The organism is Streptomyces sp. NPDC042102, from assembly GCF_055582305.1.
In genome coordinates this window covers 1,047,573-1,066,358 of record NZ_JBVJDL010000001.1, presented here as the reverse complement: position 1 = coordinate 1,066,358, position 18,786 = coordinate 1,047,573, and the positions used below count along the sequence as shown (strand labels likewise).

General features: G+C 71.8%; 13 protein-coding genes. 3 read left to right on the top strand and 10 right to left on the bottom strand.

What is annotated here, in order from left to right; genetic code table 11:
* Positions 1 to 24: 24 nt before the first annotated feature.
* The 5 genes from ACZ6KO_RS04380 to ACZ6KO_RS04360 all read right to left on the bottom strand — a co-directional run bounded on the left by ACZ6KO_RS04380 (position 25) and on the right by ACZ6KO_RS04360 (position 6,573).
* Entirely contained in the window at positions 25 to 1,950 is a 1,926-nt protein-coding gene (locus ACZ6KO_RS04380) for a glycoside hydrolase family 5 protein (RefSeq protein ID WP_469301534.1), read from the bottom strand.
* Positions 1,951 to 2,086: 136 nt separating this feature from the next.
* Entirely contained in the window at positions 2,087 to 2,941 is an 855-nt protein-coding gene (locus ACZ6KO_RS04375) for a carbohydrate ABC transporter permease (protein ID WP_469299803.1), read from the bottom strand.
* On the bottom strand, positions 2,938 to 3,954 hold the full coding sequence (locus ACZ6KO_RS04370; RefSeq protein WP_469299800.1) for a carbohydrate ABC transporter permease: 1,017 nt from the start codon (positions 3,952 to 3,954) through the stop codon (positions 2,938 to 2,940). The genes ACZ6KO_RS04375 and ACZ6KO_RS04370 overlap by 4 nt, the downstream gene beginning before the upstream one ends.
* Positions 3,951 to 5,234 (bottom strand): ABC transporter substrate-binding protein, encoded by a 1,284-nt coding sequence (locus tag ACZ6KO_RS04365; protein WP_469299798.1) that lies wholly within the window; start codon positions 5,232 to 5,234, stop codon positions 3,951 to 3,953. Before ACZ6KO_RS04365 ends, ACZ6KO_RS04370 begins: the two co-directional genes overlap by 4 nt.
* Before the next feature lie 151 nt (positions 5,235 to 5,385).
* Entirely contained in the window at positions 5,386 to 6,573 is a 1,188-nt protein-coding gene (locus tag ACZ6KO_RS04360; protein WP_469299796.1) for an ROK family protein, read from the bottom strand.
* A gap of 178 nt (positions 6,574 to 6,751) precedes the next feature.
* Between ACZ6KO_RS04360 and ACZ6KO_RS04355 the strand changes: the two genes are divergently transcribed.
* Together ACZ6KO_RS04355 and ACZ6KO_RS04350 are read left to right on the top strand one after the other, a co-directional pair.
* A complete protein-coding gene (locus ACZ6KO_RS04355) occupies positions 6,752 to 8,902 on the top strand; it encodes an alpha-galactosidase (RefSeq protein ID WP_469299793.1) in 2,151 nt (716 codons plus the stop codon).
* Between the two features lie 47 nt (positions 8,903 to 8,949).
* The gene (locus ACZ6KO_RS04350; RefSeq protein ID WP_469299790.1) at positions 8,950 to 9,813 is read left to right on the top strand and encodes an alkaline phosphatase family protein; all 864 of its coding nucleotides are present in this window, start codon (positions 8,950 to 8,952) and stop codon (positions 9,811 to 9,813) included.
* 15 nt (positions 9,814 to 9,828) lie between these two features.
* On the opposite strand, the gene ACZ6KO_RS04345 is transcribed toward ACZ6KO_RS04350, so the two are convergent.
* The 5 genes from ACZ6KO_RS04345 to galT all read right to left on the bottom strand — a co-directional run bounded on the left by ACZ6KO_RS04345 (position 9,829) and on the right by galT (position 17,819).
* Positions 9,829 to 11,871: an APC family permease gene (locus ACZ6KO_RS04345; RefSeq protein ID WP_469299787.1), complete on the bottom strand. Its 2,043-nt coding sequence runs from the start codon at positions 11,869 to 11,871 to the stop codon at positions 9,829 to 9,831.
* A gap of 88 nt (positions 11,872 to 11,959) precedes the next feature.
* Positions 11,960 to 12,733 carry a GNAT family N-acetyltransferase gene (locus ACZ6KO_RS04340; protein ID WP_469299784.1) on the bottom strand — a complete coding sequence of 258 codons (774 nt, stop codon included), beginning with the start codon at positions 12,731 to 12,733 and terminating at the stop codon, positions 11,960 to 11,962.
* Between the two features lie 113 nt (positions 12,734 to 12,846).
* Complete coding sequence (gene kdpB / locus ACZ6KO_RS04335; RefSeq protein ID WP_469299782.1) at positions 12,847 to 14,997, bottom strand: potassium-transporting ATPase subunit KdpB; 2,151 nt, start codon at positions 14,995 to 14,997, stop codon at positions 12,847 to 12,849.
* A gap of 561 nt (positions 14,998 to 15,558) precedes the next feature.
* Positions 15,559 to 16,770, bottom strand: a complete 1,212-nt coding sequence (gene galK / locus ACZ6KO_RS04330; RefSeq protein ID WP_469299780.1) for a galactokinase — start codon at positions 16,768 to 16,770, stop codon at positions 15,559 to 15,561.
* Positions 16,767 to 17,819 (bottom strand): galactose-1-phosphate uridylyltransferase, encoded by a 1,053-nt coding sequence (gene galT, locus ACZ6KO_RS04325; RefSeq protein WP_469299778.1) that lies wholly within the window; start codon positions 17,817 to 17,819, stop codon positions 16,767 to 16,769. The genes galK and galT overlap by 4 nt, the downstream gene beginning before the upstream one ends.
* Before the next feature lie 137 nt (positions 17,820 to 17,956).
* Between galT and ACZ6KO_RS04320 the strand changes: the two genes are divergently transcribed.
* Positions 17,957 to 18,766 (top strand): DeoR/GlpR family DNA-binding transcription regulator, encoded by an 810-nt coding sequence (locus ACZ6KO_RS04320; protein ID WP_469299775.1) that lies wholly within the window; start codon positions 17,957 to 17,959, stop codon positions 18,764 to 18,766.
* The last annotated feature ends 20 nt before the right edge of the window (positions 18,767 to 18,786 follow it).

The following is an 18,786-nucleotide window of genomic DNA, read 5'->3' as shown; positions in this document are numbered from 1 at the left end:
CGGGAGGAGGGGTCGGGAGGGGGATCAGGCGAGGGGGCGGCACAGCAGTGCGTCCGGGACGCCGTAGTGCTGCCACCTCCAGGTGAAGGCGACGCCGGCGAGGTACTCGTTGTCGGCGCACTGGCCCTTGTAGTAGCCGGGTGCCCAGTCGCTCTGGTGGGAGCCGCCGGTGGCAGGCCGGTTGTCACCGTGGTCGAACCAGAGGACGCGGTTGGTGGTGGGCAGGGCTGCCGCCGCGGGGGCGCACAGGAGGGAGACCATCGCGTTGCGGTTCACGCTGTAGCCGACGGCGAAGGACCGCTCGGGGCACTGGAGCTTGTTGTAGCCGCTCGCCCAGTCGCCGCCGGTGACGAAGCGTTCGTCGGAGACCACGGTCCAGGCCCCGCTGCCCTTCGCCGGCTGGCCGGCGTCGGTGCACAGGCCGCGGCTGTCGCTGCGGCCCAGACCGACCAGGCGCTGGGTGTCGGGGCAGTTGCCCTTGCGGTTGCCGGGTGACCAGTCCGGCTTGGCCAGCATGGTGGCGGAGACGTTCTGGTCGCCGTAGTCGAGGTTGAGCATGTTCCATCGCGGGCCCCGCGCGATCTGGCCGGTCCTGCCCGGCGCGTCGACCAGCTTGTACCAGTCCGCGGCGCGCCAGTCACCGGCGTCCATCACGCCGAGTCGGGTGCCGTCCTGGGCGTAGCTGACCACGGCCCAGCTGTCCTGCGGCCTGCCGCCGGCGTCGGTCCAGCCGACGAGGGGCCAGATGGCGAAGTCGGTGTCGTTCCTGACCATGATGTCGGTGAAGCGGGTGAACCAGTCGCGTTCCCTGTCGTCGGCCGGGCCCCGGCCCCCGGCGCCGAACTCGCTGATCCACACGGGAGCGGTGAAGTGCTGCCCCGACCGGGTGACGAACAGGGCCTCGCGGTCGACGGCCTTGACGAGCTCTTCGGGGGTGAGCTCCTCGTAGCGCGGGTCGTGGGTCTCGCCCGTTCCCGTGGCGCCGGTGTGGTTGGGCCCGGTGTAGCCGTAGAAGTGGGCCGCGTAGACCAGCTTGTCGGAACGGATAAGGGTGTTGGACAGCGTCGCCACCGGTGTGAGCATCGGGCGGCCGTGGCTCGTCAGGTCGGTCGGGATGCCCTGCCAGTTGATCCCTTCCATGACGATCAGCATGTCGGGGACGGCCTGGAGGATCTTGTTGCCCGCATCCTCCATCGCCTTGTACAGGTCGTGGTCGTTGCCCCAGCCCCAGTTGGGGTCGTTCCACGTGTCGCGGCGTACCTCGTTGCGCAGGTCGGCTCCGACGACCCGCTTGTCGCTCTGGTAGCGCTTGACCAGGAACACCCAGTCGTCGATCCACTGCTGGGTGGACTGGCCGCTGTTCCAGCGCTCGTTGCCGTCCAGTCCGCAGCAGAAGCGGTAGCTGGTGGTGTGGTTGTTGAGGATGACGGCGAAGCCGTCCGCCGTGAGGGCCGCCACGACCGCGTCGAAGACCTGCAGCGGGGTCTTCCCGCGGAGCTGCGGGTTGGCGGCGACGGCGGCGTCCGGGACGACGGACGTGTCGTGGATCAGTGCGTTGGCGAACGGCAGCCGGATGCTGTTCAGGCCCATGGCGTGGAAGTCGCGGAGGATCTGGCTGATCGGGGCCCGGTCCAGGCCGAGCGGGATGTTGTGCGACATCTGGTCCGCCTGGTGGTTCGTCACGTCGTCGACGTCACCGCTGCCCTCCCAGGTGCCCTGGGCGCCGGCCCAGTTGCCCGACTTGAGTTTGAAACGGTTGCCGTCGGCGTCCACGACGTAGCGGCCCCGTGTGGAGAGAGGGGCGGCCCACGACGCGGCGAGTTGCTCGCCGGTGAGCACCCGGGGCGGGGCAGCGTTGGCGTTGGCATTGGCGTTGGCGTCGGCGGTCGTCGCCGCTGCGGAGGCGGTGAGGGTGCCGACGAGCAGCACGGACGACAGAGCGAGAGCCATCGTCGCGCGGCGGAGCACGGTGGTGCGAGGTGTCACGGGGGACTCCTTGCGGATGGGGTTCGTGTGGCTGCGGTGAGGAGCAGGGTGCGGTGGTGGATCGTGGTGCGGTGGTGGATCGTGGTGCGGTCCGGGGGCCTCAGCCCTTGAGGCCGCTGGTGGCGATGCCTTCCACGATGTAGCGCTGGGCGACCAGGAACATGACGACCAGGGGCGTCACCGTGACGACGGCACCGGCGAACAGACCGGGCAGGTTGATCGTCTGTGAGGTCATGAACGTCGAAAGGGCGATCTGGGCGGTCCACGTGGACGGGTCCTGTCCGATGACCAGCGGCCACAGGAAGGAGTTCCAGTTGTCGATGAAGGAGAGCGCGCCGAGCGAGGCCAGCATCGCCCCGGAGCTCGGCAGGGCGATCCGGCGGTACAGCCCGAGCCATCCCAGGCCGTCGAGCCGTCCGGCGTCCTCGATCTCGCTCGGGAACTGCAGGTAGAAGTTGCGGAACAGCAGCACCGCGAACGGGTTGAAGAGACCGGGCACGATGATGCCCCACAAGGTGTTGATGCCGCCCATGGAACCGACGACCACGAACGTCGGTACGAAGGTGACCGAAGCGGGGATCATCAGTGTCGCCACCACCAGGGCCAGCAGCACCCCACGTCCCGGCACCGGGATCCGGGCCAGGGCGTACCCGGCGGCGGAAGCCAGGAGCGTGGACACCGGCGCGGTGATGGCGGCGATGAGCAGCGAGTTGCCGAGTGCCGGGGCCATGGAGACGGCGGGGTCGTCGAAGAGGGCGGTGAAGTTCTCGACGTGCAGGGTCGCCGGCCACCAGGTCCACTCCGGCGAGGTCAGCTCCCGGGCATCCATGAGCGAGTTGCGCAGCATCAGGTAGAACGGTGCCAGGAAGACCGCGGTCAGCAGGCCGATGGCCAGCCCACGGACCAGCATGCGCACGATGCCGGAGGGCCCTTGCACGTTGTTCGCGCGTCTCATTCGCCGCTCCTGCCGAAGCCGGTGAACCGGCCCTGGAGCAGGGTCACTCCGACGATGAGGACCGTGAGCACGAAGGCCCCGGCGGAGCCGACGCCGTAGTTCTGGCTTCCCATCGCGGTGTTGTAGAGGTGGACCAGTGGGGTCTGGACGGGGGCGGTCCCGGTGCCGGACAGCCCGCTGCTGAAGAGGTTGTAGAACTCGTCGAAGGCTTGGAACGCGGCGATGAACAGCAGCATCAGCACCGCGACGGAGGTGTTGCGCAGCATCGGCAGGGTGACACCCGTCAGCAGGCGGCGTCCCGTGGCGCCGTCGAGCGCCGCGGCCTCGTACAGCTCCCGCGGGATGGCCTGGAGCCCGGCGAGGAAGAGCACCATGTAGAAGCCGACCTGGAGCCACAGGCGCAGGGTGACGAGCGCGACCCAGTAGAGCGGTGGCGAGGTGGACTGGAGCCAGGGGACGGGATCGGCTCCGAACCACCCTGCGACGGTGTTGGCGATGCCCGTCGGCAGGCCGTTGAACAGGGACATCTTCCACAGGAGTGACGCAGCGACGTACGAGACGGCCGCCGGGATGAGGAAGGTGGTCCGGAAGAGGGCCCGTCCGCGGCGGACGCGGTTCACCAGCAGGGCCAGTCCCAGGGACGCCGCGAAGGTGATCGGCACGATGAAAGCGGTGAAGAGCAGGATCTGGAGGAGGGAGGCCCGGAAGGCGTGGTCGGACAGGAGGGTGCGGTAGTTCTCGAACCCGACCCAGTGGCCGAGGGAGACGGTGCCGCGCGCGTCGCTGAGGCTGAGGAGGAAACTCCAGCCGATGGCGACGTACTTGAAGAGGGCGAGACCCATCAGTGTCGGAGCGGTGAGCAGGAGGAACGCGATCCAGCCCGACCGGCCGACGCGGGTCCGGCCGGCTCTGGTCCGGCGGCGGCCGGCCCGGGCGCCCCGCGGAGTGACCGCGGGGCGCCCGGCGCGCGCGGGCTGTGCGGGGGTGTCGGTGGCCGGGTTCATCGATGTCATCGGCCTGGCTGCTGGTCGATCTCGCTCTGTGCCTTCTTCACCGCTCCGGCGAGGAGGGCCGCCGGATCGCCCTTCCCTTCGACGATCTCCACCGCGGCCGCATTGAAGGTGTTGGTCACGGCGGAGTCCCAGGTACCCGGGTTGTGCCTGCCGTACTTCGCCGCCAGGGCCACGGTCTCCTGGGCCGCGCCGGTGGTCAGCTTCTGCGCGGTCGCCGCCACGGACGCACGGGGCGGGACGTGGAAGCCGTAGCTCTCGGCGAAGTCCCTTTGCAGGTCGGCTTGCCCGACCCACAGCCACTCGACGAACCGCTTGGCCGCGGCCACGTTCCTGCCCTTGGCGTTGACGTTGCTGGTCCACCCGCCGACACGGACCACGGGGGCGCCGCCGGCCTTGAAGGCGGGCCACGGCAGGACACCGAAGTCGTCGCCGAGTGCGGCCGAGATGGCGGGCATCGCCCACAGGCCGCACCACTGCATCGGCACGACGCCCTGGGTGAAGGCGGCGGGGTCCCACCAGTCGGTGGTGAAACCGAGCAGCAGCGACTTGTCGTCGTGCAGGCGCTTGAGGCCGGTGACCGCCTCCAGGGCCTGCGCCGATCCGAACGCCACCGTGCCGTCGGGGGTCACGAGGTCGCCGCCGTTGGACCAGACCGCGATGCCCGGCGCGTCGCCGACGCCGTCGTTGCCGATGAACAGGCCCTTGCCGCGCTCCGTGGTCAGGGCCTTCGCCGCGGCGACGAGGCCGTCGAAGGTGGTGGGCGGGGTGATCCCGGCCTTGGCCAGGACGCTCTTGCGGTAGTAGAGCATCATGACGTCGTCGATCATCTTGACGCCGTAGAGCTTGCCGTCGACGGTGACCGAGCTGAGGGCGTTGCTGTTGAAGTCGCTCTTGGCGTCGCCGTAGATGTCGTCGAGGGCGGCGGTCTGGCCGCTGCGGGCGTACCGCTCCTTGAAGTCGCCGGTCTCGAAGACGTCGGGGGCGGAGTCGGTCAGCAGACTGGCGTTGAGCTTGGCCGCGTAGTCGCCGGGCACCCACGTCACCTTGACCGCTATGTCAGGGTTGGCCTTCGTGAAGGCGGTGGCGTAGCGGAGCACCGCCTGTTGGGTGCCGGCTTCGCCATAGGCGTGGTACCAGACGTTGAGGGTGGTCCCGGCACCGGAGGAGGAGCCGGCCATCGGATCGCTGCTGCAGCCGGTCGCGAGGACCGTTCCCGCGGTGATGAGCAGGGATCCCGTGAGGAACCCGCGTCGGCTGAGATCCGGTCTGCGTGCGCTCATGTCGCATGTCCTTTACGAGGGGGTGTGTGCGGGGGCGGGGCGGATGGGCTCCCCGGCCGTCGCCTCGGTCCGTGCCGGCAGGCAGGCAGGCAGGCGAGGGCGGTGGCCCGGGAGTGGTGCACGACGGCTCGAAGGGCGGGGACGTCGCCCGTCAGCCGGCGCCGGTCATGGCCTGCGCGGGTTGGGGGAAGAGGGCCTGGATGGCCACGGCCGCCCCGCCGCGGGCCCATTCCTGCCAGGGCAGGGGGCGCAGCGACAGCGAGCAGCGCGACGCCGCACCGAACGCGTGTGCGGCGTACGCCTCCTGGATGTGGCGGCTGAACAGGTCGTAGGCGTCGACGCCTTCACCGCTGACGACGACCCGCTCCGGACCCACGAGGTTGACCAGCGCCGAGATGCCCACCCCGATGGCGCGTCCGGCCCTGGCGAAGGCCTCGCGGGCTTCCGGATGGCCCGCTCGGGCCATCTCGACGACCTCACGGAAGGCCAGGCGCGGATTCGCGGCGGCAGCGCGGACGGTGTCGAGGATGACGTCGGTCGAGGCGATGGCCTCGACGCAGCCGCGTGCGCCGCAACGGCAGCGCGGCCCGGTCGGGTCGACGCAGATGTGTCCCACCTCGCCCGCGACGCCGTGGGCGCCCCGGAGCAGCTGCCCGTTGACCACCAGCGCCGAGCCGATGCCCGAGCCGATGGTGACCAGGGCGAAGTAGCCCGTTCCGATGCCTTCGCCGAACCAGTGTTCCGCGACGGTCAGGGCCCTGACGTCGTTCTCGACGGTGACCGTCAGACCGGTCGCGGCGGTGAGCAGTTCGGCGAGCGGGACGTCTTGCCAGCCGAGCAGCCCCGAGCGGCGGAGCCGGCCGCGGTCGCGGTCCACGTCGCCGTTGACCGCGACCCCGAGGTGGCGGGTGCGATCGCGGAACGCGGGCTCGCTGTCCAGGAGTTCGCCGGTCAGCTCGGCGACCGCGGCGGAGACCGTCCGGGGAGTGCACCGGTCGAGCGGACGGGCGGCCGTGGCCCGGATGCCGGCCCGCAGATCGCACACGGCGCCGAACACCTGGTCCGCGCTGATCTTCAGCCCGACGAAGTACTCCCGGTCGGCGGCGACCGCCAGCGGGTTCACCGGGCGGCCGGCACCGGGTGCGGTCCGCTCCGGCGGCAACTCGTACAGGTAGCCGTCCTCGATGAGGGGACGGGCCGCCTTCGTGACGGCCGTGGCGGAGAGGCCCGTTCGCCGGGCCAGCTCCACCCGGCTGAGCGGGCCCTCCGCCAGGAGCAGTGCGAGGACCGCGGTCTCGGCAGGGGCGCTGACCAGAGGCTGGGGGTGATGTCGGAACACGGGGTGAAACGTAGAGCAAATAAATAACTTCTTCCAGTATTGATTTCGGAGTTGGCGAGCCCCTACTGTCGGGTCACCTCCGCGCCCAAGTCCCCTCTGCTGACGGCGACTTGCGCGACCCTTCCCCACACGTCGCCTGGGCCGGGCCTTGTCCTTCCCGCCTGTCAGGGGTCCATCCGTGCTCGCCACGCCTCCGCTCGTCACCTTCGATCCAGAGCAGGGCCTCGCGGTCCTGCGTACGCCGAACAGCGTGTACGCCGTTCGCATCGCCACCGACGGCAGTCCACGGCACCTGTACTGGGGGCCGGCGGTCGCCGCCGACGTCCTGGCCTCGCTGCCGGAAGCCCTCTCCCCCGCCGCGAGCAGCTTCGAGGCGGACGCGGCCGCGGACGAACTCGCCCCGCAGACCGGGCCGCGCTTCGGGCCGGCCGGCCTTCAGGTCCGCTTCTCCGACGGCACGCGCGGCGCCCAATGGCGTTTCGCCGGCCACACCGTGGACGGCGGCGAGCTGCGGCTGCACCTCGAGGACCGGCACCGCCCGCTGCGCGCGGACCTGTGCTACCGCGTCCGGCCGCACACGGACGTCGTCGAGCGCTGGACGGAGTTGTCGCACACCGGGGCTCCTGGCGATCCGGCCGTCGCCGCGCCGGTGGACCGGACCGGCCCGATCGCCGTGGAGCGGCTCGACTCGGCGGCGTGGACCGTACCCCCGCTCGACGACTACCGGCTCAGCCATCTGGTGGGAGGCTGGAACTCCGAGTTCCAGCTCCAGCGCGACCGGCTTCCCGTGGCCGAGACGGTCCTGACGAGCCGTCGGGGACTCACCGGTCACCACGCGAGCCCCTGGCTGGCCGTGGACGACGGCACCGCGGACGAGGAACGCGGTGAGGTGTGGAGTACGGCGCTCGCATGGAGCGGGAGCTGGCGCGTCACCGTGCACCGTGATCCCGTCGGCCGCACCACGTGGACCGGCGGCTTCGGCCACGAAGGGATCGGCTGGGTCCTCCGGCCGGGCGAGAGCCTTCGTACTCCGGTGTACGCCGGCCTGTACACCCCGCACGGCTTCGGCGGGGCCAGCCGCGTCTGGCACGCGTACGTACGTACGCACGTACTGCCCGGACCCGAGCGGGACCGGCCGGTCCTCTACAACTCCTGGGAGGCCACCGGATTCGACGTCTCCGAAGCCGGTCAGATCCGTCTCGCGCAGCTGGCGGCCCGGCTCGGCGCGGAGCTCTTCGTCCTGGACGACGGCTGGTTCGGCACGCGCGAGGACGACCGGTCCGGGCTCGGTGACTGGACACCGCGGCCCGAGGCGTTCCCGGGGGGCCTGCGCCCGCTCGCCGACGAGGTGCACCGTCTCGGCATGCGGTTCGGGCTGTGGGTGGAGCCTGAAATGGTCAACCGCGACAGCGAGTTGTACCGTGCTCACCCGGACTGGGTCATCCACTCCCCGCACCTCGACGCGACCGAACTCCGCAACCAACTGGTGCTGAACTTCGCCCGGCCCGAAGTCGAGGCCTGGGCCCTGGCGACCCTCGACCACCTGGTCCGCGAGCACCACGTCGACTGGTTGAAGTGGGACGCCAACCGGCCCTTCACCGAAACCGGCTGGGACCTCCACCCCGACCCCGACCGGATCTGGATCGAGCACACCCGGGCCGTCCACCGGATCATGGACCGGCTCCGTGCCGACCACCGCGGGCTGCGCATCGAGGCGTGCGCCGGCGGCGGCGGACGCGTCGACCTCGGCATGCTCGCCCGCACCGACCAGGCCTGGACCTCGGACAACACCGATCCGGCAGACCGGATCGGCATCCAGCACGGTTTCTCCCAGCTCTTCCCCGCCCAGGCCATGGCCGCCTGGGTCACGGACAGTCCCAACGTGGCCACGGGCCGGCACACGCCGCTCCGGTTCCGCTTCCACGTCGCCATGGCCGGAGCGCTGGGCCTCGGCGGGGACCTCGCCTCCTGGTCCGAGGAGGAACTCGACGAGGCGGCCGGGTTCGTCGCGCAGTACAAGCGGATCCGTCCGATCGTGCAGCGCGGCATCCAGCACAGGGTCGCCCCACCCGGCCCGCTGTCGGCCGTCCACTACGCCGCACCGGACGACAGCGAACACGTGCTCTTCTTCTGGCGCGTCACGAACCGCTGGGGCCGGCGTCACGCACCGGTGCGGCTCCCCGCACTCGACCCCGGCGCCCGCTACCTCGACCTGGACCTGCAGCGCGAGTACAGCGGGGCGGTCCTGGTCCACCGGGGGATCGACCCGGGCCTGCCCGCCGGCGACCACGCCAGCGCCCTGATCCGGCTGCGTCGCCTGGACTCCTGAACCCTCCAGCGCCCCGCTCCCCCGCCCCGCTATCCCTTGGACTTCTCATGGACACCGCCCAGCACAGCGCACACGTCCTGGTGGTCGGCATCGACGGTGTACGCCTCGACCTCCTCTCCGAGCTCGACACCCCCCACCTCGACGGAATCGCCCGCGCGGGGTTCATCGCGCCGGTCGAGGTGGACGCCGGTACCCCGACGATGTCCGGTCCGTGCTGGACCACGATCGTGACCGGCGTCGGCGTCGCCAAGCACGGGGTGTGGGCCAACCGACTGGACGGCAACCGCCTCGACGTGTTCCCCGACTTCACGACCCGGCTCGCCACCGACTGCGGACTGCGGACCTTCGTCGTCGGCGGCTGGGCACCGCTCTTCCTCGCCCGGCAGGGCGGCCCGCTGTTCACCGCACCCACCCGACTCGGCTACGTCGCCCCCCGCGCGGACACGCCCGCGGCCTGGGAAGAGGTGGACGAGCGGGTGACCGTCGAGGCGGAGCACCTCCTGAGCCTGGACGAGGACCTCCACGCCGGCTTCGTCTACCTGGGCGCTGTCGACGAGACCGCGCACTTCCTCGGCTGTGGCGAGCGGTACCGCCGGTCCATCGAAGCGGCCGACCGCCGGCTGGGCCGTCTCCTCGGCTCGCTGCGCCGTCGTCCGGCGTCCGAGCGGTGGACGGTCATCGTGGTGACGGACCACGGCCACCGCGACGAAGGGGGCCACGGGGGCCGGAGTCCGCTGGAACGCACGGCATGGATCGCCGCGTGCGGTCCCGGAATGCCGGCGGGAACGTCCCCGGCAGGCCTGCAGCACGCCGATGTCGCCGCCCAGGTCTACACGTCCCTCGGAATCGCCCCCGACCCGCACTGGACCCTCGACGGCCTCCCCTTCACCGCTCGGGCCACGAGCACCTGATCCGGCCGGAGGAACTCAGCGGACGTCTCTCGTCGTGGCGTGCTCAGGGGGGTTGGGGGGTTCGCCGCGGCGGACCGAACCGGGGGCGCGGGCGGCGGCGTGGTCGGCGACGGCGGCGGAGGAGAGCTGCCACGGGACGCTGGTGACGGTGACGCCGGGGGTGAAGAGCAGCCGGCTCTTGAGCCAGAGGGCGGACTGGTTGTGCAGGAGGTTCTCCCACCAGTGGCCGACGACGTATTCGGGGATGAAGACGGCGACGACGTCGCGGGGACCGGCGCGGCGGATCGAGCGTACGTACTCGACCACGGGCTTGGTGATCTCGCGGTAGGGGGATTCGAGGACCTTCAGCGGCACCTCGATGGCGAAGTCGTCCCACTGCTTGCGCAGGGCGGCCAGTGAGTCGCGGTCGACGGCGACGGTGAGCGCTTCCAGGTGGTCGGGCCGGAAGGCGCGGGCGTAGGCCAGGGCGCGCAGGGTCGGCTTGTGGACGGTGGAGACGAGGACGATCATCTGCACGCGGGACGGCAGCAGGCTGTCCGCGCGGGCGTCGGTGACGGCGAGTTCGGCGGCGGTGTGGTCGTAGTGGCGGCGGATGCTGCGCATCATCAGCCACAGCAGGATCCCGGCGAGCACGGCCAGCCAGGCGCCCTGGGTGAACTTGGTGGCGAGCACGATCACCAGGACCAGGCCGGTGACGGCGGCGCCGGTGCCGTTGATGGTGCGGGCCAGGTGGTGACGGCGGCGTGTGGCCGGGTCGGTTTCGGTGCGCAGTTCGCGGTTCCAGTGCCGGACCATGCCGGACTGGGAGAGGGTGAAGGAGGTGAAGACGCCGAGGATGTAGAGGTGGATCAGGCTGGTGACGTTCGCCTTGTACCCGTAGAGCAGCAGGCCGGCGGCGATGGCCAGGGCGAGGATGCCGTTGGAGAAGGCGAGCCGGTCGCCGCGGTTGTGGAGCTGGCGCGGCAGGTAGCGGTGCTGGGCGAGGATCGAGGACAGCAGCGGGAAGCCGTTGAAGGCGGTGTTCGCAGCGAGGATCAGGATCAGCGCGGTGGCGGCCTGGATGTAGAAGAAGCCGATGCTGTCGCTGCCGCCGAAGACGGCCGCGGCGAGTTGGGCGATGACGGTGCGCTGGGTGTAGCCCTCGCAGTCGGCCAGGCCGGTGAGGCGGCAGGCGTCCTCGGCGATGTGGACCTTGGTGACGATCGCGAGGGTGGTGACGCCGGCGAACATGGTGATCGCGATGATGCCCATCGCGGCCATGGTGGTCGCGGCGTTCTTCGGCTTGGGCTTGCGGAAGGCCGGTACGCCGTTGGAGATCGCCTCCACGCCCGTCAGGGCGGTGCAGCCGCTGGAGAACGCGCGCAGTACCAGCATGAGCAGGGCGAGCCCGGCCAGGTCCGCGTCGCCCTCTTCCGGGGTGATGCCGTATCCGGCGCTCTCGGCGACCGGTGCGTCGCCGAGGAGGTAGCGGAGCAGGCCGGTGCCGACCATGATCAGCACGCCGCCGATGAACAGGTACGTGGGGGCGGCGAAGAGCCGGCCGGACTCGCGGACGCCCCGCAGGTTCATCGCCGTCAGGAGGGCCACGAAGCCGAGCGCCATCGCCACCCGGTAGGCGGCCAGCTGTGGCAGGGCCGAGATGATGTTGTCCACCCCGGAGGCGACCGAGACCGCCACGGTCATGACGTAGTCGACCAGCAGCGAGGCCGCCACGACCAGACCCGCGGACGGCCCGAGATTCGTCGAGGCGACCTCGTACGAGCCGCCGCCGCTCGGATAGGCGCGGACGACCTGGCGGTACGACAGCACCACCACGGCCATCAGCGCGACGACGGCGGCGGCGATCCACGGGGTGAAGTGCAGGTAGGCCAGGCCGCCCAGGGTGAGGACCAGGAGGATCTCCTGCGTGGCGTAGGCCACGGAGGACAGCGGGTCGGACGCGAAGATCGGCAGGGCCAGCCGCTTGGGCAGCAGCGTCTCCCCCAGCTCCTCACTGCGCTTGGCCCGCCCGATCACCAGGCGCTTCAGTATCTCCGTCAACTCCGTCGCCTTCGACACGGCGCGAGCGTATGGCGATCACCTGAAGATCGGCAGCGGTGGCGGGCATTCGGCGTAACCGACCCACGGCGTCAGGCGTGTCCGGGGATCAGCCGGCGTGCCGCTTCTCTTCGCGGGCCGGCCCGGTGACGTAGTGCACGTACTCGCGGGACAGCCGGAACCCGGCCGACCATGCCAGGAGCCGGCTGGGACGGTTGTCCCGCGAGCAGCTCCAGCTCGGTACGCGATCACGGGCTGCGATGTCCGCGCACAGGGCGCTGACGCAGGCCAGCGCCAGGTGCTGGCGCCGGTGGCCGGGATCGGCCAGCGCGGCGACGTCCTCGAACCGGCTGCCGAGGACATAGGTGCAGGCCAGCGCGAGTACGCGGCCGTTGTCGACGGCGCCCCAGGCGTGGCCGGACGCCGCGAGCCGTTCCGGTCCGCCCCAGGTGTGGTGGATCCACGCGCTGTCGGGTCCGAGGGCGGCCACGGCCTCGGTGTCGGCGGTCGTGAGCCGCCGTACCGTGACGCCGCGCGGCGGGTGTGCGGCGATGGGCGGGGCATGGTGGAGGTACACCATGCGCTCCCAGGGCTCCATCCGGGTGAACGACGCGCGCAGGAGGGGCCGGAAGCGGCTGGGCGCCTCGACGTAGCTGCCGGCGAAGGGAGCCAGCGCCCCCTGTTCCAGGACGTCCGGGTCACCTCGCAGCACGACGTGGTTGCCGCATGAGACGGCCAGGACCCGGGGGCTGACGGCGCGGTCCGCCCACCATTGGCCTGATCCCGTGGCGAGCACGTGCTCGGCAAGGGCCGCGACGCCTGGCGCGCCGCCCGGGAACCACCTGGTCAGGGCGGGAAGGCGGGAGGGATCGATGGGGATCACGGAGCAGGCCCTTCGGGGAGTTCGGGTGGCGGCGCCCGGACCGGGATCGCCGTGCGAGAAGGCCGGGTGCGGTCACGGAGCCGGGCGGGCCCGTGACCGCGTTCCGGCGGAGTTCATCCGATGCCGGGGATGGCGGAGACCACGAGGTCGATGAGTTTGATGCCGACGAACGGCAGCACGAGCCCGCCGAGGCCGTAGACGGCCAGGTTGCGGCGCAGCAGGTCGTGCGCCGAGGCGGGCTGGTAGCGGACGCCGCGCAGGGCGAGCGGGATCAGCGCCACGATGATCAGGGCGTTGAAGATGATCGCCGAGGTGATCGCGGACTGCGGGCTGTGCAGGCCCATGATGTTCAGCGCGCCCAGGCCCGGGTAGGCCGAGGCGAACATGGCCGGGATGATGGCGAAGTACTTGGCCACGTCGTTGGTGATCGAGAAGGTGGTCAGGGCGCCGCGGGTGATCAGGAGCTGCTTGCCGATCTCGACGATCTCGATGAGCTTGGTGGGGTTGGAGTCCAGGTCCACCATGTTCCCGGCCTCCTTGGCGGCCGAGGTGCCCGAGTTCATCGCCACGCCCACGTCGGCCTGGGCCAGCGCCGGGGCGTCGTTGGTGCCGTCACCGGTCATCGCGACCAGCTTGCCGCCGGCCTGCTCGCGCTGGATGAGTGCGAGCTTGTCCTCGGGGGTGGCCTCGGCAAGGTACTCGTCCACGCCGGCCTCGGCCGCGATGGCCCTGGCGGTGAGCGGGTTGTCGCCGGTGACCATGACCGTGCGGATGCCCATGCGGCGCAGCTCGGCGAAGCGTTCGCGGATGCCGTCCTTGACGATGTCCTTGAGGTGGATGATGCCGAGGACCCGCGGGCCGTCCCAGTCGTGGACGGCCACCAGCAGAGGGGTGCCGCCGGAGGCGGAGACGGCGGCCGACCACTCGGCGGCCTCCGCCGGCACGGCGCCGCCGCGCGTGACCACCCAGTCCATGACTTGGGCGGCGGCACCCTTGCGGATGGCGCAGCCGGCTCCGTTGTCCCAGCTCAGGTTGACGCCGCTCATCCGGGTCTTCGCGCTGAACTCGATGAAGCACGGGTTGCTCAGCGCGCTCTCCGCCGGGGGCTGGAGGCCGTACCGGCCGGCGAGGGCGACCACGGACCGGCCCTCGGGCGTGTCGTCGGCGAGGGACGACAGCTGGGCGGCGTCCGCGAGACCGTGCAGGTCCTGGCCGGGCAGCGGGATGAACTCGGCGGCCTCGCGGTTGCCGAGGGTGATGGTGCCGGTCTTGTCCAGGAGCAGGGTGCCCACGTCACCGGCGGCCTCGACCGCGCGGCCGGACATGGCCAGCACGTTCCGCTGCACCAGGCGGTCCATGCCGGCGATGCCGATCGCGGAGAGCAGGGCGCCGATGGTGGTCGGGATGAGGGTGACCAGCAGGGCGACCAGGACGGTGGTGGACTGGGCGGCCTTCGCGTAGCCGGCCATGGACTGCAGGCTGACCACGACCAGGATGAAGACGATGGTGAGAGCCGCCAGCAGGATGTTGAGGGCGATCTCGTTCGGCGTCTTCTGCCGGGACGCGCCCTCGACCAGGGCGATCATGCGGTCCAGGAAGCTGTTGCCCGGACGGGAGCCGACCCGCATGACGATCGAGTCCGACAGCACGGTCGTACCGCCCGTGACCCCGGACCTGTCGCCGCCCGACTCGCGCAGGACGGGCGCGGATTCGCCGGTGACGGCGGACTCGTCGACCATGGCGGCCCCGTCCACCACGTCCCCGTCGGCCGGGATCAGCTCGCCCGCCTCGACGAGCACGAAGTCCATCGGCTGGAGCTCGGACGGGGTGACGGCCTCGGTCTCGGCGCGGCGCAGGTCCGTCCCGTACGACCAGTGCTTGAACCGCAGGGCGACGGTGTCGGTACGCGCCTTGCGCAGCGAGGCGGCCTGGGCCCGGCCGCGGCCCTCGGCCACCGCCTCCGCGAGGTTGGCGAAGAGCACGGTCAGCCACAGCCAGACGCTGATCACCCACGTGAACACGGACGGGTGGAAGAGCGCCGACAGGGTGGTGAGCACCGAGCCGACCGCGACGACCAGCAGCACGGGCTTCCGGGCCAGCTCACGGGGGTGAAGCTTGCGTACCGCTTCCCGTACCGACTCGGCGAGCCGCTCGGGCTCCAGGATGTTGGCCGGCCCGGGACGGCCGCGGGGCGGCCGTGTGACCGGCGGCGAGGGCGGGCTCCCCAGGCCCGGCGGAACGTGCTGCGCTGCGGCAGGAGACATGAGAAGTCAGACCTTCGGCGGTGGGAATCGGCAGGCGCCCGCACGGCCGGGCAGCGGGCGCGCATCATCGGAGTGCGAGTGCCGCCGCCGGAAACCTTCGGCATGAGCCCCCTCGGCTGTCGTCATGCGATGGTCGGGGTCCCCGGCGGCGGGAACGGGCAGGAACCTACCGTCCCGATCATGTTCGTCCCCCGTGCGGGCCGAGGAATTGGTGCGCTCTTGACGGCGGTGTGCGGAAGCCCGTCAAGGACCCGCCAGGAACACGCCAAGGCATCGGGCGCGGGAGGTCCGGAAGCGGAATCGGCGGGCAGCCACCGATTCGCGGGATGCGGGGCGAGGGCGCCGTCAGTGACGCGTCGTGGCCGCTGCGGCCGAGGGCCGCCGAGGTCGAGCCGGTCAAGGCCGCCGACCGGCTGCGCACCGTCGGCCACGACCTGCGCACCCCACCGGCCGGGGCCCTGGCCGCGGTGAGCTCGCTGCGCAGCCCGGACACGGAGGAGTTCTCGGCGGAGGACCGGGCGGAACTGCTCGCCGCGGCCGAGACGCCCCGGTGCCAGGCCGTCAGCGCGGAGGCCGGTCCGGCGCCAGCGGGAAGAGGCGTCGGGCGCCCGCCGCCGGGGCGACGGCGAGAAGGCGCGGCGGGCGGAAGCCGGCCGTGGCGAACGCGGCCGGCACCTCCCGGTGCACCTGGTCCTCCCGTGCGGCCTCGGTCAGTACGACGACGCAGCCGCCGAAACCCCCTCCCGTCATCCGGGCACCGAGCGCCCCCGCTCCTCGTGCGGCGGTCACGGCGAGGTCGGCTTCCGGGCAGGAGACCCGGTAGTCGTCGCGCAGCGACGCGTGGCCGGCGGTCAGGATCGGGCCGAGCCCCGCGACGTCCCCCTGGAGCAGCCGGGTGACGGCCTCGGCGACGCGGTCGTTCTCGGTCACCACGTGACGGACCAGCGGAACGAGGTCGTCCGGGAGGACGCGCAGGGCGCGCGGCAGGTGGGCCGCGGGCAGGTCGCGCAGGGCGGGCACGCCGAGCAGCTCCGCCGCGCGTTCGCATCCGGCGCGCAGGGCCGCGTACGCCCCGTCGCCGAGATCGTGGGTGACCCGGGTGTCGACCAGCAGCAGCCGCAGCCCGTGCCGCGGCAGGTCGAGGGGCACCTGCCGGGGGCGGTCCGGGATGCGGGCGTCGAGGTGGAGGGCGGCCCCGGTGGTGCAGCAGATCGAGGCCATCTGGTCCATGATCCCGCAGGGGACTCCGGCGAAGTCGTTCTCCGCGCGCTGGGCGAGGCGGGCCAGTTCGGGGCCGTCCAGGCGCAGTCCGTACATCTCGTCGAACGCGAGGGCAGCGGCACATTCGAGTGCGGCGGACGAGGAGAGGCCCGCCCCGGTGGGCACCGTGCTGTCGACGTGGAGGTCGGCGCCCCCGACCGCGTGTCCCGCCTCGGCGAGCGCCCACACCACACCGGCGGGGTAGCGGCTCCAGCCCGTCACCGTGCCCGGGGACAGCGCGGTCACGGCGAGGTCGGTGATCCGGCCGTCGCCCTGCGCGCTGTGCAGGCGCAGCCGGCCGTCCGCGCGGCGCCGGGCGGCGAGCAGGGTGGTCTGCGGGAGGGCGATCGGGAGGGCGAACCCGTCGTTGTAGTCGGTGTGTTCGCCGATCAGGTTGACCCGGCCCGGGGCCGCCCAGACCCCGTCGGGGCTCTCGCCGAAGATCCGCCGGAAGGTGTCCGCGACCCGGTCCGCACGGTCGCCGTCCTCGTCGCGGGCATCACTCGCGTTCATACCAGGGCCTCCCTAAGTCGCCGGGCGGCCGTCTCGGGGGCCACGTCGTTGACGAAGGCCTCCGTGCCGGATTCCGTCCCGGCGAGGAACTTGAGACGGTCCGGGCTCCGGCGGATCGTGAACAGTTCGAGGTGCAGGGCCAGTTCCGCGCCCCGGGTACGGGGTGCCTGGTGCCAGGCCGAGACGTAGGGGGCGGGGGGGACCCTCCGCTCCGGCTGCCCCGGCGGGGCGAACAGCAGGTCGAACCGGCGCAGCAGGTCGAGATAGATCCGCGGGAACTCGGCCCGCTCGGCCTCGTCGAGCCGGGTCAGGTCGGCGACGCGGCGGTGCGGGTAGAGGTGCACCTCGTACGGCCAGCGGGCCGCGTAGGGCACGAAGGCCGTCCAGTGCTCCCCGGCCGTCACCACCCGCTCGGTGGCGGCGCGGGCGTCGGCCAGCAGGTCCTCGAAGAGGTTGCGGCCGGTGGCGGCCCGGTGGGCGGCCGCCGCGGCGGTCATCTTCGCGGTGCGCGGTGTGACGAAGGGGAAGGCGTAGATCTGGCCGTGCGGGTGGGCGAGCGTCACTCCGATCTCGGCCCCCCGGTTCTCGAAGCAGTACACCTGTTCCACGCCCCGGAGCGCGGAGAGTTCCGCGGTGCGGTCGGTCCAGGCGTCCAGGACCAGCCGGGCGGCGACCGGGGTGAGGTCGGCGAACCGGGCTTCGTGATCCGGGGTGAAGCACACCACCTCGCAGCGTCCCACCTCACCGGCGAGGGAGGGGAAGCGGTTCTCGAAGACGGCCACCTCGTAGTCGGCGGCGGGGATTTCGCTGAGCCGGCCGTCCCGGGAGGGACACAGCGGGCACTCCCCGGCGGGCGGGTGGTAGGTGCGGTCCTGCCGGTGGGAGGCGATCGTGACCCAGTCACCGGTCGCCGAGTCCCGCCGTAGATCCGGTCTGCCGCTCGCGCGGTGCAGCGGGCGCGTGTCCGGTGCCTCGCGGCCGGGGGATGCGCCGGAGTCGAAGTAGATCAGTTCGCGGCCGTCCGCGAGTGTCACGGTGGTCTTCTTCACCCACCAAGAATAAACATCATCGAACACCATTCACCAGAACCAAGCGCCGCACGGGGCGCTCTTCCCGCAGGATCGAACACAATGGCTGTGGTATCTTGCGGTTTTCTGACCGAATTCACCTGGATCCGGGAGCGACCGTGGCCGATCAGGCTGCCCAACTGGCCCACCAGCGAAGGGCGTTCATCCTCGACGCGGTACGCCGCGAGGGCGCGGTGCGGGTGACGGATCTGGTCGGCGCACTGGGCGTATCGGACATGACCATTCGCCGGGACCTGGACGCGCTCGCCCGGCGTGGTGCCGTGCAGAAGGTCTACGGCGGGGCCGTCGCCCCGGACGGTGCCAGCGGCCACGAACCGGGATTCGACGCCAAGTCGGTCCTGCAGGGGGAGGCCAAGGCCGCCATCGCGGCGGCCGCCGCCCGTCTGGTGGAACCGGGCAGCGTGGTGGCGGTCTCGGGCGGTACCACTGCGCACGCGGTCGCCGCCCGGCTCCTCGACGTCCCGCGCCTGACGATCGTCACCAACTCCCTGCCGGTCGCCGACCTCGTCCGGACCGCCGGGCGGGACACCGACGCCGACGGCCCCACCCTGCTCCTCACCGGCGGCTCCCCCACCCCCTCCGCCGCGCTGGTCGGCCCGCTCGCGGACCTGGTCGTCGAGTCCCTCCACGTGGACCTGCTCGTCCTCGGCGCGCACGGCGTGTCGGAGAAGGCGGGGCTGACCACCCCCAACCTCATGGAGGCACGGACCAACCGGGCGCTGGTCGCCTCGGCGCGGCGGGTCGCCGTGGTGGCCGACCACACCAAGTGGGGGGTGGTCGGGCTCAGCAGCTTCGCGGAACTCGGCCGGGCGGACTGGTTCGTGACCGACGCGGCCCTTCCCGCCCCGGCCCGCGCGGCCCTCTCGGACGCGGTGGGCGAGCTCGTCGTCGCCGACGAGCGAAACTGAGCGGCACTGAGCGGCACTGA